We start from the raw sequence: 19,693 nt of genomic DNA on the forward strand, positions 1-19,693 counted from the left end.
TTAAAGTAGCCCAAATGAAGAATATATTATTGCCCACAGACTTTTCCGACAATGCTAGGAATGCCATAAGGTATGCTATCAATTTATTCAAAGATGAAAAATGTGTTTTCCATTTACTAAATACCTATACACCTGTCATTGTCCATAGTCGTTTTATGGCTGCGAATCTAAAGGGGGGCATGGCAGAGGATACGGTACATCTTAGTTCTGAGGAAGGCTTGGAACATACCGTGGAAGAGATATTAAAAACACACAACTACCCCAACCACAGTTTTGAAACGGTTTCTTCCTTTAGTATTTTGGTTGATGAGGTTAAGGATATGGTAAAAACCCGTAATATAGATCTTGTGGTTACAGGTACCAAGGGTGCTTCAGGATTGGATGAGGTGTTTATGGGCACCAATACCATGCGAATCATAAATGGCGTAAAAACCTGTCCTGTTTTGGCCATACCACAGCATTATAGCTATGAGCAGCCTAAGGAAATAGCTTTTGTTACGGATTACAAGCGCAGTTTTGATGCCAGCACCGTTTTGCCCTTAATTTCCCTTGCATCTATGGCAAATGCTTCTATCCGTATTATGCACATTAACGAAGAAAGGGCCTTGGACAAAGTACAGGAATCCAATATGTATACATTAATGGAATACGTTTCCCCTCTTAACCATACCTTGCATTGGACGCCCAATTTTACTGGGAAGAGTACTACCATTAAATTGTTTTTAGACGAATTGGGGATAGATATGCTTACAATGATCAACTATAGGCACAGTTTTTTGGAAAAGCTGCTTCGCGAACCGGTGATAAAAAAAATAAGCTTTAACCTAGAGGTGCCATTTTTAGTAATACCCGATCCCGATTATTAATTGAAAACCAGTTTTAAAGGGCCGATTCAACAGTCCAAAATTTGTCTTCTGCCAGCACTTCTTTTTTCCTGAGAACATCGAAAGGGTCAAAGCCTAATCTTGCAAATAAGTACCATGTGCAGGAAGAAACAGCCGGGGTAAGGTCCGCGTGGTCCCACAAATCGGAAGAACCAAAAGTGCTGCCATGGTTTGAAGCATAAGGAACACCTTGGGAATAAGGAAACAAGGTACTGGCAATAAACGTTTTTTCAATCTCTTCCAATAGTCTATCGGCAGCATGGTCCATATTGGCATGCCGATAGGCCATGGCCATTTGGGAAGTGCCCTCTAGCCATACTACATCCTTGTCCTGATCAAAGCAATACCCATTTACTGCTTCTCCACTAACGGTGGCTATTTGTTTGGTGAGATATCTATCGGCATTGGACAAACTACTTGCAGGAAAATCATTGAAAATCTGATATCCCAAGGAATGCAAATCCAAGGCGTTGTTATAGGATGGGTTTTCTGGCCAGGCTACAATAATTTTTTCGTTGGCATCCCAACGTTGTTCTTTTAAATAATTCAATAAGTTCTTATGAAAATCATCGTATCCTTCAACTGCAATATATGTTGTAATGATACCTTCCGTAATTTTATGGATTTTACTGCCATCGGCGTTGTGGCCGCCATACAATCCGCCATCATCATCTTGCAGGGATCGCAACCAGTTTTCGAGTGCTACAATCAAAGTATCATATTCTTCATTTCCGGTAATTTTGCGATAATTGTGTAAGGCTATCAATAACCAGGCATTGTCCCCAATCCAAGTTCTACTGCCGTTCTCGCCATTTTTATTTCTGAATTGATAAAAGCCACCTGTACCATTCAGAAGTTCTACTTCAATACGGGTATTAAAAAAATCGAAAATGCGTTCTGCCTTACCATATTCCCCATTGGAAATAAATATCAAGGCTGCCAAGGAATTATCGTATAACGAGACAAAATTGCTGTTTTCCGTACTCTCCAAAAGCCCGTTTGACATTTGCATGTGCCGAAGCCAGTTCAGCGTTTTTAGAGTGGATTCCGAAATTTTATTTTCTTCAGCAGGAACACCTGCAATTTGCTCTGTCAGTACTTGATTCTCAGGGATAGAAGTAGAGGCACTATCTTCCTTGGAACAAGAAAGGAGTAGAAAAGCGAAGAATGATATAACCAGTAGCTTTATCCGCATAGACTATAATCTGGGTATGGTTTTATTGAAGTAAAATTATGGATGTTTAGATGAGGAAAGCGTATTTTACGACCATACGTAATTATGTTCGATAATCGATAAATATACTACGGGTCGTCCTAATTTTAGGGACTTCATCGGTGTACGGTATGCTGTGTTATTCTTTCCTTAATGTTTCTAAATACGGCTTAGGAATGCGTATTTTTGTATAAAATATACACATGAATTTTCCGGAGACCAAAAAACCTAGAATCGTAATCATTGGAGGCGGTTTTGCAGGGATATCCCTTGCCAAAAAGTTAAAAGATCTGGATATGCAATTGGTTATGATAGACAAGCGCAATTACCACACGTTTCAACCTTTGCTTTATCAGGTTTCTACCAGTGGTCTAGAGCCCGATTCTATTGCCTACCCCATTAGAAAAGTACTCCGAAATCTTGAGGATTTCCATTTTAGATGGGCAACCGTGGAAAGTATAGACCCAGTGGCACAAAAAGTTTTTACAGATAAAGGAAGCATTAATTTTGACTACTTGGTAATGGCAACGGGTACCCGGACCAACTTTTTTGGGAACAAAGCCATACAACAACATGCCATGCCCATGAAAACGGTGCCCCAAGCTTTGAACATTAGAAGTTTGATGCTACAGAATTTTGAAAAGGCAGACGACTCCCTTAATGAGGACGAAAGAATGGCTTTATTGAATTTTTGTATTGTGGGTGCCGGACCAACGGGAGTAGAGCTAGCAGGGGCATTTGCAGAACTTAAGAAAAATGTTTTCCCCAAGGATTATAGGCACCTTAACGTAGGAGAGATGCAGATTCACCTTTTTGAAGGTTCGGACAGGGTATTATCTCCAATGAGTAAAAAGGCATCCAAAAAGGCACATCAGTTTCTAAGACGATTGGGAGTTAATATACATCTAGGCACCATTGTTAAGGACTACGATGGAGAAGTACTGACCATGGATAGCGGGGAAACTATGAAAACCAAAAACTTTATATGGACGGCAGGTGTTACCGGAGCTTCCATTGACGGGTTTGAGGCCAATAAATTAATGGAAAGGCTTAATCGGTTTAAGGTAAACACTTTTAATCAGGTAGAGGGATATACCAATATCTTTGCCATTGGTGATATTGCCTATATGCAAACGCAGGCCTACCCCAAAGGACATCCACAGGTGGCCCAGCCCGCCATACAACAAGGGGAACATCTTGCCAAAAATTTGAAACACTTAGTTGATGGAAAACCCCTGGAACCTTTTAAATACTTTGATAAAGGCACTATGGCAACCATTGGTAGGAATAGGGCCGTCGCCGACATTAGTAAGTTGGAATTCGGAGGTTTTTTTGCATGGTTTATCTGGATGTTCGTACATCTAATGGCCTTGGTTGGTTTTAGAAACAAGGTCATTGTTTTTTTTAATTGGGCCTATAACTACATTAATTTTGACAAAGCCGCGCGTTTAATTGTTAGACCCTATAACCCAAAACCATAGTTTGGGAAAAGAATAGCACAAATAGAAAACCTTTGTTATATTTGCAACGTTGTGTTGTGTTCCAATTAATATTGGAACCGTGGTGTGGATATCGAACCCGATAATCGTCGGGAAAGATACCATCCAATGAAAGGCTTTCCTTATGGGAGGCTTTTTTTGTTATGAATTGTTCAAAAATAGTGCTGATTATCAGAAAACTATGCAACGCACGGCTTACTTCCTTCTAGATAATGTCCCAAAGAATAAAAAGCTATAGAGAAATCGTAATTCTTCCACGGGGCGAGGTCAAATACGGTAATTATCGTAATTTTAGAAGACGTTATTAAAGCAAGGTATTATGCCATTATATCACAAACTTGGGAACATTCCCCACAAAAGACATACTACATTTAAAAAGAAGGACGGCACATTACATTATGAGCAATTGTTCGGAACCATTGGTTTCGACGGTGTGTCCTCCTTAATGTATCATTTACATAGGCCTACCATGGTGAAAGAAGTAGGTAAAACAGTTGATGTATCGCCAAAAGCCGCGGTAGTACACAATATAAAATCCAGATTGTTGAAAGGATTTGAAGTAAGGCCAGAGGACGATTTCTTGGAGAGCAGGAAAACAGTACTTTTTAATGGTGACGTGCATGTTGGTTTGGCCGCCCCCAGAAAATCGATGACTGATTATTTTTATAAAAATGCCGATGCGGATGAGCTGCTCTTTGTACATAAGGGTACAGGGACCCTAAAAACTATACTGGGGGAAATCCCTTTTGAATATGGCGATTATATTTTGATCCCCAGGGGGATGATCTATCAAATAGAGTTTGACACCGAAGAGAATAGATTGTTGGTTACAGAATCTTATCACCCCATTTATACCCCAAAACGTTACCGAAACTGGTTTGGACAACATTTGGAGCATTCGCCCTTTTGCGAACGCGATTTTAAACTTCCCCAAAACCTACAGACCCATGATGCTATGGGCGAGTTTGTGATGAAAGTAAAAAAACAAGGACAATTACATCATATGGTTTATGCCTCCCATCCATTTGATGTTGTGGGTTGGGACGGATACAATTATCCGTATGCCTTTTCAATTCATGATTTTGAACCCATTACCGGAAGGGTGCACCAACCGCCACCGGTGCATCAGACTTTTGAGACAAGTACATTTGTTGTGTGCTCTTTCTGCCCTAGGTTGTATGATTATCATCCAGAGGCAATTCCGGCACCTTACAACCATTCCAATATAGATTCCGATGAGGTGCTTTATTATGTTGATGGGGATTTTATGAGTCGCAAAAGCATAGATCAGGGGTACATTTCCCTGCATCCGGCAGGTATTCCGCATGGCCCCCATCCGGGTACTTATGAAGCAAGTATCGGTAAGAGCAAAACCGAGGAACTGGCAGTAATGATAGATACTTTTAAGCCCTTACAGCTTACCCAAACGGCTTTGGATATAGACGACGGCACCTATTATCAATCATGGTTGGAGTAATTTAAGCCGGCTACCTGTTCTTTAAGGTCTCCATTGCCGATAAAAAGGTTTGTGTTATGGATACTTGTTGTTGGTGTACCCCAGCTCTGGTAATCAATTGTCCGTGTGAAATGGTGTTCAAATTTAAACTAGGATCTCCGGCATATACGATGGTAGAGGCAAGGTTCTCCATGGAAGAACTTGCAATTAAAGGTGCGGAAGCATCAATTACACAAGCGTTTAATGGTTGCCCGATCTTGAAGAAATCCGATGTAGTGTTGCCCATAGCTTTTCGGCCACTTAGGGTTGCCATTTCCAAGGCATGCATTCCACTGTCGCCATGAGTATGATAAGAATAGCTATTGCGATTATGGGAAGTTAACCGTTGCCCATAGTCTAATATTCGTAATTCCTCCACGGGACTTAGCCCAACATGACTGTCTGTGCCAATACTCCATTTTCCGCCATGCTCTTCGTATTTCCGTAATGGAAACAACCCATCCCCAAGGTTTCCTTCGGTACTTGGGCAAAGCACTACGTGCGTTTTGCTTTTGGCCAATCTGGCAATTTCGTCGTCGCTTAGATGTGTGGCATGTACCAGGTGAAATCTGTCGTTAAGACCTACGTTGTCCAATAACCATTGCACCGGCCTTTTACCCAAATATTCCATGGCATCGGCCACCTCTTTTTTCTGTTCCGAAACATGAATATGAAAGGGGAAGTCTTGTGGTCCGGATTTGGCAATTTCCACAATATCTAGAGGTTCTACCCCACGCATGGAATGTATACCCATAGCAATGTTAGCATGCGAATAATGTTTGCAAGCCGCTTTGCTTGCTTCCAAGAGCTTTAGATAGTCTTCAATGGTAGGGGAGATAAAACGTCTTTGTCTTTCGTTCGGTTCCAGTCCAAAACCGCCTTTTTGATAAAAAATGGGAACTAGGGTAATACCAAGGCCAACGGTTTTTGCCGCAGATATCAATCTGCTCCCCATTTCCGCCAAATTGGCGTAAGGTTTTCCATTTTTATCGTGGTGTACATAATGAAATTCGGCTACGTTGGTGTACCCATGTCTTGCCATTTCTGTGTAGAGCATAGTTGCCACGGCTTCCATCTGATCGGGGTCCAAGGAAAGCGCCAACTGGTACATGGCTTCGCGCCATCCCCAGAAATCATCTTGGGCAGCTTTGTTTTCATGTCTTTCCGCCAAGCCCGCCATAGCATATTGAAAGGCATGCGAATGTGCATTCTGAAAAGCAGGTAATGCATAACCACCAAGCACCTGTTGTGTTTGAATATTTGGGTCGAATGAAAAAATATCGGTCACGGTTCCGACGGTATTTACCGTAATCCCCATATTCGGCAGCCAGCCATTATTTTGTAGTATACCTTTGAACAGATAGGTTTTCATAAAGCGGTCTTCATGGTTTCGATAAGTGTTTCCATAGTGTGCTTAAGTACTTTTTGTACTTGTTTTGCACGCGTCTTGTTGTAAGTGATTTCATTGTCGTCCATATACAGTATTTTGTTCATTTCGAGCTGTAACGTATGGACATTCTCCTCAGGCTTTCCAAAATAACGGGTAATGTGTCCTCCTTTAAAAGGCGAATTATGACTTACCTTAAAATTCCCAGACCTCAATCCTTTGAGCGCTGTATTGATCAGCAATGGACTGGCAGTCTTTTCATCATTATTGCCCAATATCATATCTGGAAAAGGAGTTTCCTGAATGGTACTTACCCTATGGCGGATAGAGTGTGCATCCCAGAGAAGTACATGTCCAAATTGTTTCTTTCGCTCGGCCAGAAGAGCCATCAACTTGTCATAATAAGGGTTGTAATATGCTTTTAACCTGCGTGTCTTCTCTTCTTGGTCTGGTTCAAAACTAGAGGATTTGTAGATTTTGTTACCAAAAAAATCGGTTGTTGGGGTATTCGAGGTTATCAATCGTTGGTCGTTGTAGAGTGGAACACTTTTCGGGTCTCTATTAAGATCTATGACCCATCTACTAAGATTTGCCCTTATCAACGTAATGCCCAGGGAAGGGGCAAACTTATATAGCTTGTGCACATACCAATCCGTATCATCGAGGTGTTTGCGCATTCTTTTTTTGTAAAGACCCTTCACTTCTTTGGGAAAACCGGTGCCAGAATGCGGAACACTGATCACTATGGGCACCAAAGGTGACTTGGGCATTTTAATATTGAATACATCCATAGTTCCGCTACATTAAATTTTAATTAAATAGATTGTCCAACAGTCCATCCTCCACCAAATTGGGTAAGGTTACTTTTAGGTCGGGAGTTCTTTCCATTTCGCGTTTTATTGCAAATAAGGCTTCCTTATTTCTTGCCCAGCTTCTTCTAGATATACCATTATTAACATCATAGAACAACATGCTCTGTAAACGCCTCGAGGCTTCTTCCGAGCCATCGAGTACCATTCCGAATCCTCCATTGATCACTTCACCCCAACCTACACCACCGCCATTGTGGATAGATACCCAGGTAGCTCCTCTAAAACTATCGCCTATAACATTATGTATGGCCATGTCGGCAGTGAACTTGCTGCCGTCGTAGATGTTGCTGGTTTCCCTAAAGGGAGAATCCGTACCGCTAACATCGTGGTGATCGCGTCCTAGGACTACAGGGAAGGTAATCTCACCCGTATTTATGGCTTGATTAAATGCCTCCGCAATTTTTGCCCTGCCTTCGGCATCTGCATACAGTATTCTGGCTTGTGAACCTACTACTAATTTGTTGTTTTCTGCTTCTTCGATCCATGTGATATTGTCTTGCATTTGCTGTTGGATCTCTTCTGGGGCATCTTGCCTAATTTGTTTCATAACCGCTAGGGCGATAGCATCGGTCTTCTGAAGATCCTTTGGGTTGCCAGAGGTACAGACCCATCTGAACGGACCAAAGCCATAGTCAAAACACATCGGCCCTAAAATGTCTTGCACATAGGAAGGGTATTTAAAATCGATTTTATTCGCGGCCATAACATCAGCTCCGGCACGGGAAGCTTCTAGAAGAAAAGCATTGCCATAGTCAAAGAAATAAGTGCCTCTTTCCGTATGCTTGTTTATGGCTTCCGCTTGTCTTCGTAAGGATTTTTGCACGTGGTTCTTAAATGCTTCCGGGTTTTGGCTCATTAATCCGTTGGCTTCCTCAAAACTTAATCCAACCGGATAATACCCCCCGGACCAAGGGTTGTGCAGGGATGTTTGGTCGGACCCCAGATGAACAAACAGTTCTTCATCATAAAACTTTTCCCATACGTCTACCACATTTCCAAGAAAGGCAATAGAAACCACTTCATTTGCTTCTACGGCTCTTTTACAACGGGCAACAAGGGCATCCATATCATCCATCAACTCATCTACCCAACCTTGTTCGTGTCTTTTGTGGGCGGCGGCGGCGTTTACCTCGGCACAAACGGTGATACAACCGGCTATGTTTCCGGCCTTGGGCTGGGCACCGCTCATACCTCCCAGACCAGCGGTAAGGAATATCTTTCCGGCGGAAGACTCAGATTTCCCCAATACTTTTCTAAAAGCGTTCATTACCGTTATAGCTGTTCCATGAACAATGCCCTGAGGACCAATGTACATATAGGATCCGGCAGTCATTTGCCCGTACTGGGTTACGCCCAAAGCATTGTACTTTTCCCAATCGTCTGGTTTGGAATAATTGGGGATCATCATACCGTTGGTAACTACAACCCGTGGAGCTTCGGGTGATGATGGGAACAGTCCCATGGGATGACCAGAATAGATATGTAAGGTCTGTTCTTGGGTCATATTGGCCAGATATTGCATGGTGAGCAGGTATTGTGCCCAGTTTTGAAATACGGCACCGTTGCCCCCATAGGTAATTAATTCTTCGGGATGTTGCGCTACTTTTGGGTCCAGATTATTCTGTATCATCAGCATAATACAGGCCGCTTGATGCGACTTGGCCGGATATTCACCCACAGGTCTGGCGTACATTGCGTAATCTGGTTTAAAACGATGCATATAGATCCTACCGTATTCTTCCAATTCCGCGGCAAACTCCTGTGCCAATTCTTGGTGCCATTCTTTTGGAAAGTAGCGAAGGGCGTTACGAACGGCTAGTCTTTTTTCTTCCAAAGCAAGGATATCCTTTCGTTTAGGCGCACTGTTGGCGTTGTCGGGATATGGTTTCTTTTCCGGTAAATTGGCCGGAATGCCCTGTAATACTTGCGATTTAAAATCTAACTGCGTGGTACTTTCCATCTGTATTATGCTTTTTGTCCATTAAAAACCAAGTCTCCCTCTTTCCACACCATGCTGGGAATGAGCATCCCTTGCTGGTACAGAATTTCCTTGTAGTCGTGGGTGGGAAATATGGTAAGATCTGCCAAATGTCCAACCTCTAGGCTTCCCCTATCGGTTAGCTTTAATGCGGCAGCGGCCCTAGTGGTAATGCCCGCCAATATTTCTAAGTTGGTCAGTTTTTCAAAAGTTCCGAACACTGTGGCCTGCATCAATAAATTACCCATAGGTGCAGAACCAGGGTTCCAATCGCTTGCAATGGCCAATGTCCCACCGGCATCCAGAATTTTTCGGCCTGGTGTATAGTTGCAGCCCAAGCCCATGGATGCCCCAGGTAATGCGGTGGCTATTACATTACTGCTTGCCAAAAGATTAATTTCCTTTTCGGTGCTTGCCTCCAAATGATCGGCGCTGATTGCACCGATTTCCACAGCTATTTCACTACCTCCGGTAGAAAATTGATCTGCATGTACCGTTATGTCGAATCCCATGGATACCGCTTTTTCAAAATAGGGGCGAATTACTTCTTGGGAAAAAGCACTTTCCTCAATAAAAGCGTCTACGCGGTTGGTCAATTGCTCTTCTTTTAGTTTGGGAAAAAGTGATGTGGCTATTTCTGATAAGTATTCTTCTGCGGTACCGTTATAATCTTTTGGAAACATATGTGCCGCCAAACAGGTGGGTATTAGGCTTGCAGGGATGTTTTTATCCGCAGTTTTAATGGCGCGTAGCATTTTCAGTTCTTCATCAACGGAAAGACCATAACCACTTTTAACCTCTATAGTAGTGACCCCATGCCGAAGATGTCTGTTGGCCCGGGCAACTATACCTGTTGTAAGTTGCTCTTTACTGGCTTTTCTGGTCTGGGTTACCGTGTCCCAAATACCACCACCCGCTTTGGCAATTTCCAAATAAGACTTTCCGGCATTTCGCATGGCATAGTCGTTGGCCCTAGATCCGCCAAAGCAGATATGGGTATGGGTGTCTATAAAACCGGGTAAACAAACCACATCACCCGTCAACGTTACCAATTCTGCATTCAATGTTTTGGCTTGTGACATCAGGTCCGTGAACCTTCCTGTAGCATATATAACATTGTCCTCTACCAAAACGCCGCCATCTTCAATAATTAGGAGTTCTTCATCTTGCAAAGCGCCCCTAAGGGGCAATCCGGTCATGGGGAGTAGTTGTTTAAAAGGACCTATTAGTTTGATTTTTTTCATAGTATCAATATACTTCAAATTCGTGTGAAAAAGGCGTGCTTAGGGAGAGTTCTTCCTTGGCTAAGGTCTCGCTGATAACTTGTAGGATGGTTCCTTGTTTTATCATTTGAAGCCCTAGTTCAATATCGTCAGAAAAGACGCGATCTTTATCCGCAAAACTTACTTTACTCCTAACTTTTTGATGCACCATATCTAGAAGTATCCCAGATTTTAAAGGCTTTCTAAATTCAAAGGCCTGGGAGGCCGTCAACAATTCTATGGCCAATATTTTTTCAACATTTTCAATTACCTGAAGCGCTTTTCTGCCGCCGATGGATCCCATGCTTACGTGGTCTTCCTGTCCTAAAGAGGTTGGGATACTATCTGCACTGGAAGGAAAACACAATCCCTTATTTTCACTTGCGAGAGCGGCGGTTGTGTATTGCAAAATCATGTATCCCGAGTTGATACCTGTATCTTCCATAAGCAGTTTTGGCACTCCGGGGCTATTACCTTCAAGGGCCAGATAAATTCGGCGGTCAGAGATATTCCCTATTTCCGAGGCAGCCAAGCAGGCATAATCCAAGGCCATGGCCAAGGGTTGTCCGTGAAAACTGCCCCCACTTATAGTAAGTTCCTCATTTATGATAATGGGGTTGTCAGTAACAGAATTAAGTTCAATTTCTAGCAATTCCTTTAGATGCAACCACGCATTTCTAGAAGCGCCGTGTACTTGCGGAATACACCGCAGCGAGTAGGGGTCTTGCACACGTTCGCAATCTACATGGTCTTCCATGATTTCGGAGCCCTTTAAGAGCGATTTTACCCTAGAGGCCACATGTACATTGCCTTTAAAGGGCCTTAACGCATGTAGTTCATCATAAAAGGGTTTTATAGAACCCTGGAGGCCTTCGATCATCATGGCACCAATGATATCTGCCTGATTAAGGCAACTTTGTAGTTTATCAACCACCTTAACTGCATGGGCAGCAATAAATTGGGTGCCGTTTATAAGTGCCAGTCCTTCTTTGGGACCCAGCTCCAAGGTACCAAGCCCTGTTTTATTAAAAAACTCCTCTGTAGTTATGGTTTCACCCTTATAATTTACTTTTCCCAAACCAATAAGCGGAAGAAACAGATGGGAAAGAGGTGCCAGATCTCCCGAAGCTCCTACAGAACCTTGCGAGGGAACAACGGGAATGGCATCGTTGGTAATATGCCATAAAATACGGTCCAAAGTGGTTTCCGCTATCCCGGAATGTCCTTTGGAAAGCGAATGCACCTTAAGAATCAACATCAACTTTGCTATTTCGCTGGCTATGGGCTCGCCAACGCCAACGCTATGACTCTTTAAGATGTTGGTCTGTAGTATTTTTGTTTCGGCCTTGGAAATCTTTGTGGTACATAATGGTCCAAAACCCGTATTTATGCCGTAGACGGCTTCGCCCTGCTCTACAATGTTCTCTACAATTTGCCTGTTGGCCCTTATATTTTTTCTGGCCTCTCCGGATATTTCTCCTTGGACTTCTCCTCTACAAATTGCCAAGGCAATCCCTGCGGTAAGGTAATGTTCGCCAAATAAAAAATTCTTTGATATATCCATGCTGAAAACAGTTTTAACAATATAAAATTATTGATTAAGTTTGATAATTAAAAATACCATCTAAATCAATAATCAATAACTATGAGTTATCAATTGGAACTTCGACATTTTAATTATTTTTTGGCGGTGGCAGAAGAATTACATTACAGAAAAGCGGCGGAAAAGCTATTTATTTCCCAGCCGGGACTAAGCCGGCAAATAAAACAAATGGAAGAAATTTTGGGGACACAACTCTTTATCAGAAATAAAAAGAAAGTGAGCCTTACCGCGGCAGGGGAATATCTGAAGGGTGAAATTGAGTTTATTCAAAATCATTTAGAGCTTACCAAAAAAAATTTAAAACTTATCGATGAAGGCAATTCTGGGGAAATAAGAATAGGGTTTTTGGGGTCTGCCATGCAAAATGTTGTCCCTAAGTTGTTGGTAGAACTCAAAAATGGTTTTCCCGGCATTAAAACTAGCTTGGAAGAATTGTCTAACAATTCGCAAGTGAGCGCCATTGCCAAAGATCGTTTGGATATTGGTTTTGTTAGGTTGGAGAGGGTTCCCAAAGGAATAAATATCCAAAAGGTTTTTGAAGATACTTTTTCTTTGGTGCTTCCTATGGAACATCCTTTGGATACCGATAATTTTAGGGGTATGCGCCAGTTGATAAGTGAAGATTTCATTTTGTTTTCCCAAGATTACAGTCCGCTGTATTATGATACCGTTATGAGCATTTGCGAAAACGCCGGTTTTTCCCCCAATGTTTCCCATAAATCCGTTCATGCGCAAACTATTTTTAAATTGGTGGAGAACAAGTTGGGCGTTGCTATTGTTCCTACATCACTGCAGTATGGTTTTCAGATGGACGTAAAATTTATCGAATTAAAAAAAATACCTCAGAAAGCTGTACTCGCGGTAATCTGGAAAGAAGATAACAGAAACCCTGCTTTGGAACACTGTATAGATTTGTTGTTAAAAAGCTAACTATTGCACACAATGTTTTATCATTTCAATGACTTAACTTTGAAATTCTTTTAAAGGAGTGGTATGATTTTCGAATTAGTAAAGAACAGGCGTTCTGTATTTCCGGCACAATACAATGATAAACCCATAGCCAAGGCCGATATTGAGAAGATTTTGGAGGCGGCCACTTGGGCACCCACGCACAAAAAAACAGAACCTTGGCGGTTTAAAGTGTTACAGGGCGAGGCCAAAACCAAACTAGGACTGTTTCTGTCCTTAAAATATATGGACAACGAACCCAAGCCTAAGGAGTTCAAAGTCAAAAAATTGATGGAGAACCCAAAGAAGGCCGGCGCCATAATCGCTATATGTATGCAAAGGGATCCTTTGGAAAGCATACCGGAATGGGAAGAGATTGCCTCCGTGGCCATGGCGGTCCAAAACATGTGGCTCTGTTGTACCCAAATGGGTATTGGTTGTTATTGGAGTTCACCAAGTTTGATAAAGTATATGGATGATTTTTTTGCTTTGGCGAAGGGCGAAAAATGTCTGGGATTCTTTTACATGGGTTATTATGATGACAAGATTCCGGCAGTATCCAGATCAGCAATTGAAGAAAAAGTGGTTTGGTTAGAGTAGGGCGCTAATCGAAGAATGGAAAAAGTGCCCCTTTGTACTCCCAAGCCTTTGAAATAAAAAGCCCTAGGTAAACAACGGTTACCACAAACTTTAAAAAAGTACCGGTAAGAAAACCAATAAAGGATCCAAATGCGGCCTTTAAGGCCGTCTTATTGTCGGCCTTGTTGATCAGTTCTCCTACCAGGGCGCCTATAAAAGGCCATACAATAATGCCTAGAATCCCAAGAATAGGAAAAATTAGCGCCACTACCAGTCCAATGGTGGTGCCAAACATACCCGCTTTACTACCACCAAATTTTTTGGTGCCCATAGCCGGAATAATGTAATCCAAAGCAACCACAATTAAAGCTACAGCCAAGGTAATTCCCAATACAAACCAGTCGTCTGGTATTGCTTTTGTAAGATAAAGAAGTAGCAGCCCTACCCAACTTATTGGAGGCCCTGGAAGCACGGGAAGAAAGCTTCCCAAGATCCCTATGATCATTAAGAGAAGTCCAATAATAAGAAGTGTAATATCCATTCGTTTGTTTTCTGTTTGACGAAGATAGGACAGATTTGTTACAACCCTTTTAGGTTATACCGATAAAGTACGGCATCCAATTTAAATTGTTTAAAAAATCGTAATTTCCCGCAAAGAATTTTACGCTCATGCGGAAGTTGTGCGCTTTAGGGTTGTTATGTCTTTTCTCCTCGTGCGATTGGTTGGCCTCTAAAGAAGTAAAGACCAAGAAGTTGGTGAGTAAAGAAATGCAGAGCATCAATTGGAACGATGTGGATCAATATCCTTTATTCCTAGACTGTGATGAGACTGCTTCAAAAGAAGGGCAACGTGCGTGTTTTGAAAACACCTTGTTGACGCACTTTTCCATGGCCTTGCAAGATTTTGAATTTATTTTTGACGAAGAGTTCCAAGGTACCGCTTACGTGGATTTTTTAGTGGATAATGACGGTACCCTTAAAATGTTGAAAATAGAAAAACACGATTCCATAGATACGCAAATGCCAGAATTTGATGGCATTATTGCCCGAAGTCTTAAAAGTTTGCCACGGGTAGAACCAGCATTGAAAAGGGGAATCCCCGTAAGTGCCAAATTTCGCATACCCATAGTACTTACAACCAATTGAATATATTTTGACGAACGAAAAAATAATATTAGGGATAGATCCTGGTACCTCCATTATGGGTTTTGGTATTATCAAAGTAGTGGATAAGAAGATGACCTTTATCCAAATGAATGAGTTGGTCCTTAAAAAGTACAATGACCCCTACACCAAACTTAAACTTATATTTGATCGTACCCTAGAGCTTATAGAGACTTATCATCCTGATGAGATAGCTATAGAAGCCCCGTTTTATGGCAAAAATGTACAGTCTATGCTAAAGTTGGGCCGTGCCCAAGGTGTGGCGATGGCTGCTGGCCTTTCAAGACAAATACCAATAACGGAATATTTACCGAAAAAAATAAAAATGGCCATAACAGGGAACGGTAATGCCAGTAAAGAACAGGTTGCCAAAATGCTCCAAAGCGTATTGGCATTAAAATCGCTCCCCAAAAATTTGGACAGTACCGATGGCCTTGCCGCCGCCGTATGTCATTTTTATAACGAAGGTCGTGTAGAGGTAGGAAAATCCTATTCGGGCTGGGAAGCCTTTGTGAAACAAAATTCTGGCAAGATCGATAAGCAATGAACAATAAGCAATTATCAATGAGCAATTAGCAATAAACAATTATCAATTATCAATGAACGATGTGCTTTGCATGTTGGCCGTTAAGAATATCAAATTAAATAACCTACTTATTTTACTGAAAATGAAAGATAATCCTTTATCTAAAAAGTCGTATGCCTTTGCTTTAGAAATCGTTAAAATTTATAAGGAAGTGACTTTTAGGGAAAAAGAATTTGTGTTGTCAAAACAATTGTTGAAGGCAGGAACCTCTATCGGGGCAAACATATCTGAAGCAAACGGGGCTATTTCTAAAGCCGATTTTTCTTCCAAGATATCCATTGCGTATAAAGAAAGTCTTGAAACTAAGTATTGGCTAAACTTATTGAGGGATGCTGATTATATTCCTTCTGTCAAAGCCAACGGATTATTGGGTTTGGCCGATGAATTATCCAAAATTATGTTTTCGATATTAAAAACAACTAGGATCAATATAACGAATTAAGTGTTTAATCTTGCTAACTGCTAACTGCTAACTGCTAACTGCTAACTGCTAACTGCTAACTGCTAACTGCTAACTGCTAACTGCTAACTGAAATGAGCGGAATATACATCCATATCCCTTTTTGTAAACAGGCCTGCCATTACTGTGATTTCCATTTCTCTACAAGTATGGGAAAAAAGGAGTCCATGCTTTTAGCACTTCATAAGGAACTGGAGTTACGGAAGGGCGAATTTGAAAGTGAAGAAGTAGGCACCATTTATTTTGGTGGAGGTACGCCATCGGTTTTGAGCAGTACGGAAATAACCGGACTCATAGAAACGGTATACGTCAATTATAAGGTTACTGAAAATCCGGAGATTACCTTAGAGGCCAATCCGGATGATTTATCGATAAAAAAAATAAGGGAATTGGCAGCCTCCCCAATAAACCGTTTAAGCATTGGTATACAATCGTTTTTTGACGAAGACCTAAAGTTTATGAATCGCGCCCATTCTGCTGAACAAGCCAGCGCGTGCTTATCCGAGGTAGGATCACATTTTAAAAATATTTCTATTGATCTTATTTATGGACTACCGGACATGAGCCATGAGCGATGGGAACGGAATATAGAAAAGGCACTTGCCTACGGAATACCTCATATCTCTAGTTATGCCCTTACTGTAGAACCAAAAACGGCACTAGCAAATTTTATAGACAAGGGCCTTGTAGCTCCCTTAGATGATGGTGTTGCCGAAGAGCACTACGCCACACTTACTGGGTTGTTAGATGAGGCAGGGTATGTCTGTTATGAGATCTCAAATTTTGGCAAACCGGGATATTTCTCCCAGAACAACACGGCCTATTGGCTAGGGAAAAAGTACCTAGGTATTGGGCCGTCCGCACATTCGTATAATGGAAAGAGCAGAAGCTGGAATCTAAGCAACAATCCAAAATATATTAAAGCAATCAGCAATAACGAACTCCCCATGGAAACCGAAGTGCTATCCAAAAGGGATCGTTATAACGAGTATGTAATGACAGGCTTAAGGACTATTTGGGGGGTCTCCATACCCAAAATTAGATCTGAATTTGGTGAAAAATATCACGATTATTTGTTGCATCAGGCAGAAGCGAATTTAAAAAAAGGCCTTCTTTTCATGCAAAAGGACACCTTGGTAGTTTCAAAAAAAGGCAAGTTTTTAAGCGATGGAATTGCAAGTGACCTGTTTATGCTTAAATTAGAAGAGTAATTTTTATTTAGCAGTAATCCATAGTATCGATTTGATTTCGACCATAAATTATAATAACAAAGACTATAATATAGACCTGTCTAGACCCTTGGATATTTCAATACCACTTAGGGGAGATGGTTCTAATGTAAATGCTTGGTATGTAGACCCTCCTAGAATAGCGCCTCATAAAGCTGAAGGTTTTTTGGGGAAGGTGTCCGAAGGGGCGTCTACCAATTTCAATGACATCTATTTTAATCCTCATGCCCACGGCACGCATACGGAGTGCATAGGCCACATCACCAAAGAATTCCACTCTGTCAATGACCTACTCAGTTCTTTTTTCTTTTTTGCCCAGGTGATTACTATTGCCCCTGAAAAGTATCAAGAAGATTTTGTGATCTCTCGCAAACAGTTACAATATGCCATGGGAGATAAAAAACCGCAGGCCTTGGTTATAAGGACCCTGCCCAATTTTAATGAAAAAAAGACAAGGCAATATTCGCACACAAATCCGCCCTATCTATTGGAGCAGGCGGCAAAGTTTTTGGCTGAACAGGGCGTAGAGCATTTACTGATAGACCTACCGTCTGTAGATCGCGAAAAGGACAGTGGAGCTTTATTGGCACATAAAGCATTTTGGGATTTTGATGGTCCACGAAGGATGCATGCAACCATTACAGAGTTTGTTTTTATAGATAATTCTATTGTTGACGGGGACTATTTTTTAAATCTGCAGGTAGCGCCCTTTGAAAACGATGCTAGCCCTAGTAGACCCGTACTTTATAATATTCTAGAAGTATGAAACAATTGTTGAGGATAGAAGAACTGTTTATGTTTGGACTAGGCATTTATCTTTTTGGACTATTGCCATTTCAATGGTGGTGGTTTTTGGTATTAATACTTACCCCGGACATTGGTGCCGTGGGATACCTGTTTAATAATCGGGTAGGGGCATTTAGCTATAACCTATTTCATCATAAAGGCATAGCAATTTTAATCTACCTATTGGGAACCTATCTTTCATTACCTTTAGGTCAGTTACTAGGTGTTATATTGTTTTCGCATGCTTCTTTGGATAGGATCTTCGGATACGGTTTAAAATATAAAAAGGGATTTAAGTATACACATTTGGGGGAAATTGGCAATAATGGATAGTATATTGGAAGCTTTTCTGGGCCTCATCTTGGGGGCAATACTTATGTTCTGGATGTTTTCCTTTTTTCGGAAGAAAAAAAGCAAGGAATTAACGGAACATCAATCTATTGTATTGCTGGATAAAATTAGGAGCGTTTGCAAACTGGTTTCCGTTGAAGGGGATTTTGCAGAGATTTATAAATACGAAAACACTAAGGAACGCTTTATGAGTTTAGTAAGTAGCAAAAAGAAAGCGTTGATCGTAATAAATGCCAAAGCTCATATAGGCTATGACCTTAAAAAGGTAAAAATGCATGCGGACAATGCCCGAAAAAAAATTGTACTTACAAATTTTCCCGAACCTGAAGTACTGTCCATAGAACCCGAGCTTCAATTTTACGATATAAAAAATGGGCTCTTCAATGCTTTTTCACCCGATGACCTAACGGCTCTAAACTTGGAAGCCAAGCAACATATAAAAGAAAAAATACCCAATAGTGGCCTTATGGATACCGCGAAGCGCGAAGTATTGGAAGCAATATTACTTATCGAAAGTATTGCAGAGACCATAGGTTGGAAATTGGATTATAGCGCTTTGGAAATACCTCTTAAACAAGAACAACTAAAAAAATAATATTTTATATGAAAAAATACATCTGTACATTATTACTTTTGGCATTTGCCATTACAACCTATGCACAAGTCGAGAATACTATGAAAACATTTGATCCTTCCTTTGCCCATACCGTTTATTTTTGGTTTAAAAACCCTGATAATGAAGCGGATAGAGCCAGATTTGAGAAATCACTTCAACAGTTTTTAGATAATTCCAAGTTTGCCAAGACCGATTTTATCGGAAAACCGCCAAAAGCAAGTAGAGATGTGGTGGATGGCTCGTTTACCTACTCCCTGATCGTTACGTTCGAATCTGCAGCAGCCCAAGAAGGCTATCAAAAAGAAGAACCCCATCTATTGTTCATTGAAGAGTGCAAAGACCTTTGGGAAAAGGTCATTGTATATGATTCACAGGGGATAGCGCAATAATATCTTTGAGTGTATGAATATAGAGGAGTTTAGGAATTTTTGTATTTCGAAAAAGGGGGTCACCGAAGAATTCCCGTTCGATGAAAATACCCTGGTCTTTAAAGTGATGGGGAAAATGTTTGCTCTTACAGCATTGGAGCGTCTTCCGCCCCAAGCCAATTTAAAGTGCGATCCAGAACGTGCCATAACCTTGCGAGAAACCTATGATGGTAATATAATACCTGGTTATCATATGAGCAAGGTGCATTGGAATACCATTTTACTAGAGCATTTGGCCCCAGAACTGATTATGGAACTGATAGATCATTCCTATGAGCTGGTAATTTCCAAATTCACCAAAAAATTAAAGGCAGAGTACGATACTTTGGTCTAGGGTTAGAAGCTATATCTTT

At 41.3% G+C, this 19,693-nt stretch carries 21 protein-coding genes; 14 read left to right on the forward strand and 7 right to left on the reverse strand.

What is annotated here, in order from left to right:
• The first annotated feature begins 14 nt into the window (after positions 1-14).
• Positions 15-866, forward strand: a complete 852-nt coding sequence (locus ACEQ81_RS05860; protein WP_411029915.1) for a universal stress protein — start codon at positions 15-17, stop codon at positions 864-866.
• Positions 867-879: 13 nt separating this feature from the next.
• Here ACEQ81_RS05860 and ACEQ81_RS05865 read toward each other — a convergent pair whose 3' ends face one another.
• Complete coding sequence (locus tag ACEQ81_RS05865; RefSeq protein WP_411029916.1) at positions 880-2,079, reverse strand: hypothetical protein; 1,200 nt, start codon at positions 2,077-2,079, stop codon at positions 880-882.
• A gap of 221 nt (positions 2,080-2,300) precedes the next feature.
• Between ACEQ81_RS05865 and ACEQ81_RS05870 the strand changes: the two genes are divergently transcribed.
• Both ACEQ81_RS05870 and ACEQ81_RS05875 read left to right on the forward strand, forming a co-directional pair.
• Positions 2,301-3,578 carry an NAD(P)/FAD-dependent oxidoreductase gene (locus ACEQ81_RS05870; protein ID WP_411029917.1) on the forward strand — a complete coding sequence of 426 codons (1,278 nt, stop codon included), beginning with the start codon at positions 2,301-2,303 and terminating at the stop codon, positions 3,576-3,578.
• A gap of 337 nt (positions 3,579-3,915) precedes the next feature.
• Positions 3,916-5,073 (forward strand): homogentisate 1,2-dioxygenase, encoded by a 1,158-nt coding sequence (locus tag ACEQ81_RS05875; RefSeq protein ID WP_411029918.1) that lies wholly within the window; start codon positions 3,916-3,918, stop codon positions 5,071-5,073.
• Positions 5,074-5,083: 10 nt separating this feature from the next.
• On the opposite strand, the gene hutF is transcribed toward ACEQ81_RS05875, so the two are convergent.
• From hutF to hutH, 5 genes are read right to left on the reverse strand one after another with little or no spacing between them, the layout of a single operon-like run.
• Complete coding sequence (hutF, locus tag ACEQ81_RS05880) at positions 5,084-6,463, reverse strand: formimidoylglutamate deiminase (protein WP_411029919.1); 1,380 nt, start codon at positions 6,461-6,463, stop codon at positions 5,084-5,086.
• Positions 6,460-7,269, reverse strand: a complete 810-nt coding sequence (locus tag ACEQ81_RS05885; RefSeq protein ID WP_411029920.1) for an N-formylglutamate amidohydrolase — start codon at positions 7,267-7,269, stop codon at positions 6,460-6,462. The genes hutF and ACEQ81_RS05885 overlap by 4 nt, the downstream gene beginning before the upstream one ends.
• 19 nt (positions 7,270-7,288) lie before the next feature.
• Complete coding sequence (locus tag ACEQ81_RS05890) at positions 7,289-9,310, reverse strand: urocanate hydratase (RefSeq protein ID WP_411029921.1); 2,022 nt, start codon at positions 9,308-9,310, stop codon at positions 7,289-7,291.
• Positions 9,311-9,315: 5 nt separating this feature from the next.
• Positions 9,316-10,572 carry an imidazolonepropionase gene (gene hutI, locus ACEQ81_RS05895; RefSeq protein ID WP_411029922.1) on the reverse strand — a complete coding sequence of 419 codons (1,257 nt, stop codon included), beginning with the start codon at positions 10,570-10,572 and terminating at the stop codon, positions 9,316-9,318.
• Positions 10,573-10,576: 4 nt separating this feature from the next.
• Positions 10,577-12,154 (reverse strand): histidine ammonia-lyase, encoded by a 1,578-nt coding sequence (hutH, locus tag ACEQ81_RS05900; RefSeq protein ID WP_411029923.1) that lies wholly within the window; start codon positions 12,152-12,154, stop codon positions 10,577-10,579.
• 81 nt (positions 12,155-12,235) lie between these two features.
• Here hutH and ACEQ81_RS05905 point away from each other — a divergent pair, with 81 nt between their 5' ends.
• Together ACEQ81_RS05905 and ACEQ81_RS05910 are read left to right on the forward strand one after the other, a co-directional pair.
• Positions 12,236-13,123, forward strand: a complete 888-nt coding sequence (locus ACEQ81_RS05905) for a LysR family transcriptional regulator (RefSeq protein ID WP_411029924.1) — start codon at positions 12,236-12,238, stop codon at positions 13,121-13,123.
• Positions 13,124-13,186: 63 nt separating this feature from the next.
• On the forward strand, positions 13,187-13,741 hold the full coding sequence (locus tag ACEQ81_RS05910) for a nitroreductase (RefSeq protein ID WP_411029925.1): 555 nt from the start codon (positions 13,187-13,189) through the stop codon (positions 13,739-13,741).
• 4 nt (positions 13,742-13,745) lie between these two features.
• On the opposite strand, the gene ACEQ81_RS05915 is transcribed toward ACEQ81_RS05910, so the two are convergent.
• A complete protein-coding gene (locus tag ACEQ81_RS05915) occupies positions 13,746-14,261 on the reverse strand; it encodes a DUF456 domain-containing protein (protein ID WP_411029926.1) in 516 nt (171 codons plus the stop codon).
• Between the two features lie 128 nt (positions 14,262-14,389).
• Between ACEQ81_RS05915 and ACEQ81_RS05920 the strand changes: the two genes are divergently transcribed.
• From ACEQ81_RS05920 to ACEQ81_RS05960, 9 genes are all read left to right on the forward strand, one after another.
• A complete protein-coding gene (locus ACEQ81_RS05920; protein WP_411029927.1) occupies positions 14,390-14,866 on the forward strand; it encodes a hypothetical protein in 477 nt (158 codons plus the stop codon).
• Between the two features lie 7 nt (positions 14,867-14,873).
• Positions 14,874-15,431, forward strand: a complete 558-nt coding sequence (ruvC, locus tag ACEQ81_RS05925; protein WP_411029928.1) for a crossover junction endodeoxyribonuclease RuvC — start codon at positions 14,874-14,876, stop codon at positions 15,429-15,431.
• Positions 15,432-15,483: 52 nt separating this feature from the next.
• Complete coding sequence (locus ACEQ81_RS05930; protein ID WP_411029929.1) at positions 15,484-15,912, forward strand: four helix bundle protein; 429 nt, start codon at positions 15,484-15,486, stop codon at positions 15,910-15,912.
• A gap of 92 nt (positions 15,913-16,004) precedes the next feature.
• On the forward strand, positions 16,005-17,141 hold the full coding sequence (gene hemW, locus ACEQ81_RS05935; RefSeq protein ID WP_411029930.1) for a radical SAM family heme chaperone HemW: 1,137 nt from the start codon (positions 16,005-16,007) through the stop codon (positions 17,139-17,141).
• Positions 17,142-17,172: 31 nt separating this feature from the next.
• Positions 17,173-17,925, forward strand: coding sequence for a cyclase family protein (locus ACEQ81_RS05940; protein ID WP_411029931.1), 753 nt, complete (start codon positions 17,173-17,175; stop codon positions 17,923-17,925).
• Positions 17,922-18,278 carry a DUF4260 domain-containing protein gene (locus tag ACEQ81_RS05945; RefSeq protein ID WP_411029932.1) on the forward strand — a complete coding sequence of 119 codons (357 nt, stop codon included), beginning with the start codon at positions 17,922-17,924 and terminating at the stop codon, positions 18,276-18,278. The genes ACEQ81_RS05940 and ACEQ81_RS05945 overlap by 4 nt, the downstream gene beginning before the upstream one ends.
• The gene (locus tag ACEQ81_RS05950) at positions 18,271-18,891 is read left to right on the forward strand and encodes a DUF4230 domain-containing protein (RefSeq protein WP_411029933.1); all 621 of its coding nucleotides are present in this window, start codon (positions 18,271-18,273) and stop codon (positions 18,889-18,891) included. Before ACEQ81_RS05945 ends, ACEQ81_RS05950 begins: the two co-directional genes overlap by 8 nt.
• 8 nt (positions 18,892-18,899) lie before the next feature.
• Positions 18,900-19,301 carry a Dabb family protein gene (locus ACEQ81_RS05955; RefSeq protein WP_411029934.1) on the forward strand — a complete coding sequence of 134 codons (402 nt, stop codon included), beginning with the start codon at positions 18,900-18,902 and terminating at the stop codon, positions 19,299-19,301.
• 13 nt (positions 19,302-19,314) lie between these two features.
• Positions 19,315-19,674, forward strand: coding sequence for an MmcQ/YjbR family DNA-binding protein (locus tag ACEQ81_RS05960; protein ID WP_411029935.1), 360 nt, complete (start codon positions 19,315-19,317; stop codon positions 19,672-19,674).
• Positions 19,675-19,693 lie beyond the last annotated feature (19 nt).

The organism is Spongiimicrobium sp. 3-5, assembly GCF_046557915.1.
GTDB lineage: Bacteria > Bacteroidota > Bacteroidia > Flavobacteriales > Flavobacteriaceae > JBHEBG01.

Excerpts from the sequence above, each read along its gene's own strand:
- ACEQ81_RS05860 (WP_411029915.1), top strand. The coding sequence starts at position 15 with ATGAAGAATATATTATTGCCCACAGACTTTTCCGACAATGCTAGGAAT.
- ACEQ81_RS05865 (WP_411029916.1), bottom strand. The coding sequence starts at position 2,079 with ATGCGGATAAAGCTACTGGTTATATCATTCTTCGCTTTTCTACTCCTT.
- ACEQ81_RS05870 (WP_411029917.1), top strand. The coding sequence starts at position 2,301 with ATGAATTTTCCGGAGACCAAAAAACCTAGAATCGTAATCATTGGAGGC.
- ACEQ81_RS05875 (WP_411029918.1), top strand. The coding sequence starts at position 3,916 with ATGCCATTATATCACAAACTTGGGAACATTCCCCACAAAAGACATACT.
- hutF (WP_411029919.1), bottom strand. The coding sequence starts at position 6,463 with ATGAAAACCTATCTGTTCAAAGGTATACTACAAAATAATGGCTGGCTG.
- ACEQ81_RS05885 (WP_411029920.1), bottom strand. The coding sequence starts at position 7,269 with ATGGATGTATTCAATATTAAAATGCCCAAGTCACCTTTGGTGCCCATA.
- ACEQ81_RS05890 (WP_411029921.1), bottom strand. The coding sequence starts at position 9,310 with ATGGAAAGTACCACGCAGTTAGATTTTAAATCGCAAGTATTACAGGGC.
- hutI (WP_411029922.1), bottom strand. The coding sequence starts at position 10,572 with ATGAAAAAAATCAAACTAATAGGTCCTTTTAAACAACTACTCCCCATG.
- hutH (WP_411029923.1), bottom strand. The coding sequence starts at position 12,154 with ATGGATATATCAAAGAATTTTTTATTTGGCGAACATTACCTTACCGCA.
- ACEQ81_RS05905 (WP_411029924.1), top strand. The coding sequence starts at position 12,236 with ATGAGTTATCAATTGGAACTTCGACATTTTAATTATTTTTTGGCGGTG.
- ACEQ81_RS05910 (WP_411029925.1), top strand. The coding sequence starts at position 13,187 with ATGATTTTCGAATTAGTAAAGAACAGGCGTTCTGTATTTCCGGCACAA.
- ACEQ81_RS05915 (WP_411029926.1), bottom strand. The coding sequence starts at position 14,261 with ATGGATATTACACTTCTTATTATTGGACTTCTCTTAATGATCATAGGG.
- ACEQ81_RS05920 (WP_411029927.1), top strand. The coding sequence starts at position 14,390 with ATGCGGAAGTTGTGCGCTTTAGGGTTGTTATGTCTTTTCTCCTCGTGC.
- ACEQ81_RS05930 (WP_411029929.1), top strand. The coding sequence starts at position 15,484 with ATGAACGATGTGCTTTGCATGTTGGCCGTTAAGAATATCAAATTAAAT.
- hemW (WP_411029930.1), top strand. The coding sequence starts at position 16,005 with ATGAGCGGAATATACATCCATATCCCTTTTTGTAAACAGGCCTGCCAT.
- ACEQ81_RS05945 (WP_411029932.1), top strand. The coding sequence starts at position 17,922 with ATGAAACAATTGTTGAGGATAGAAGAACTGTTTATGTTTGGACTAGGC.
- ACEQ81_RS05950 (WP_411029933.1), top strand. The coding sequence starts at position 18,271 with ATGGATAGTATATTGGAAGCTTTTCTGGGCCTCATCTTGGGGGCAATA.
- ACEQ81_RS05955 (WP_411029934.1), top strand. The coding sequence starts at position 18,900 with ATGAAAAAATACATCTGTACATTATTACTTTTGGCATTTGCCATTACA.
- ACEQ81_RS05960 (WP_411029935.1), top strand. The coding sequence starts at position 19,315 with ATGAATATAGAGGAGTTTAGGAATTTTTGTATTTCGAAAAAGGGGGTC.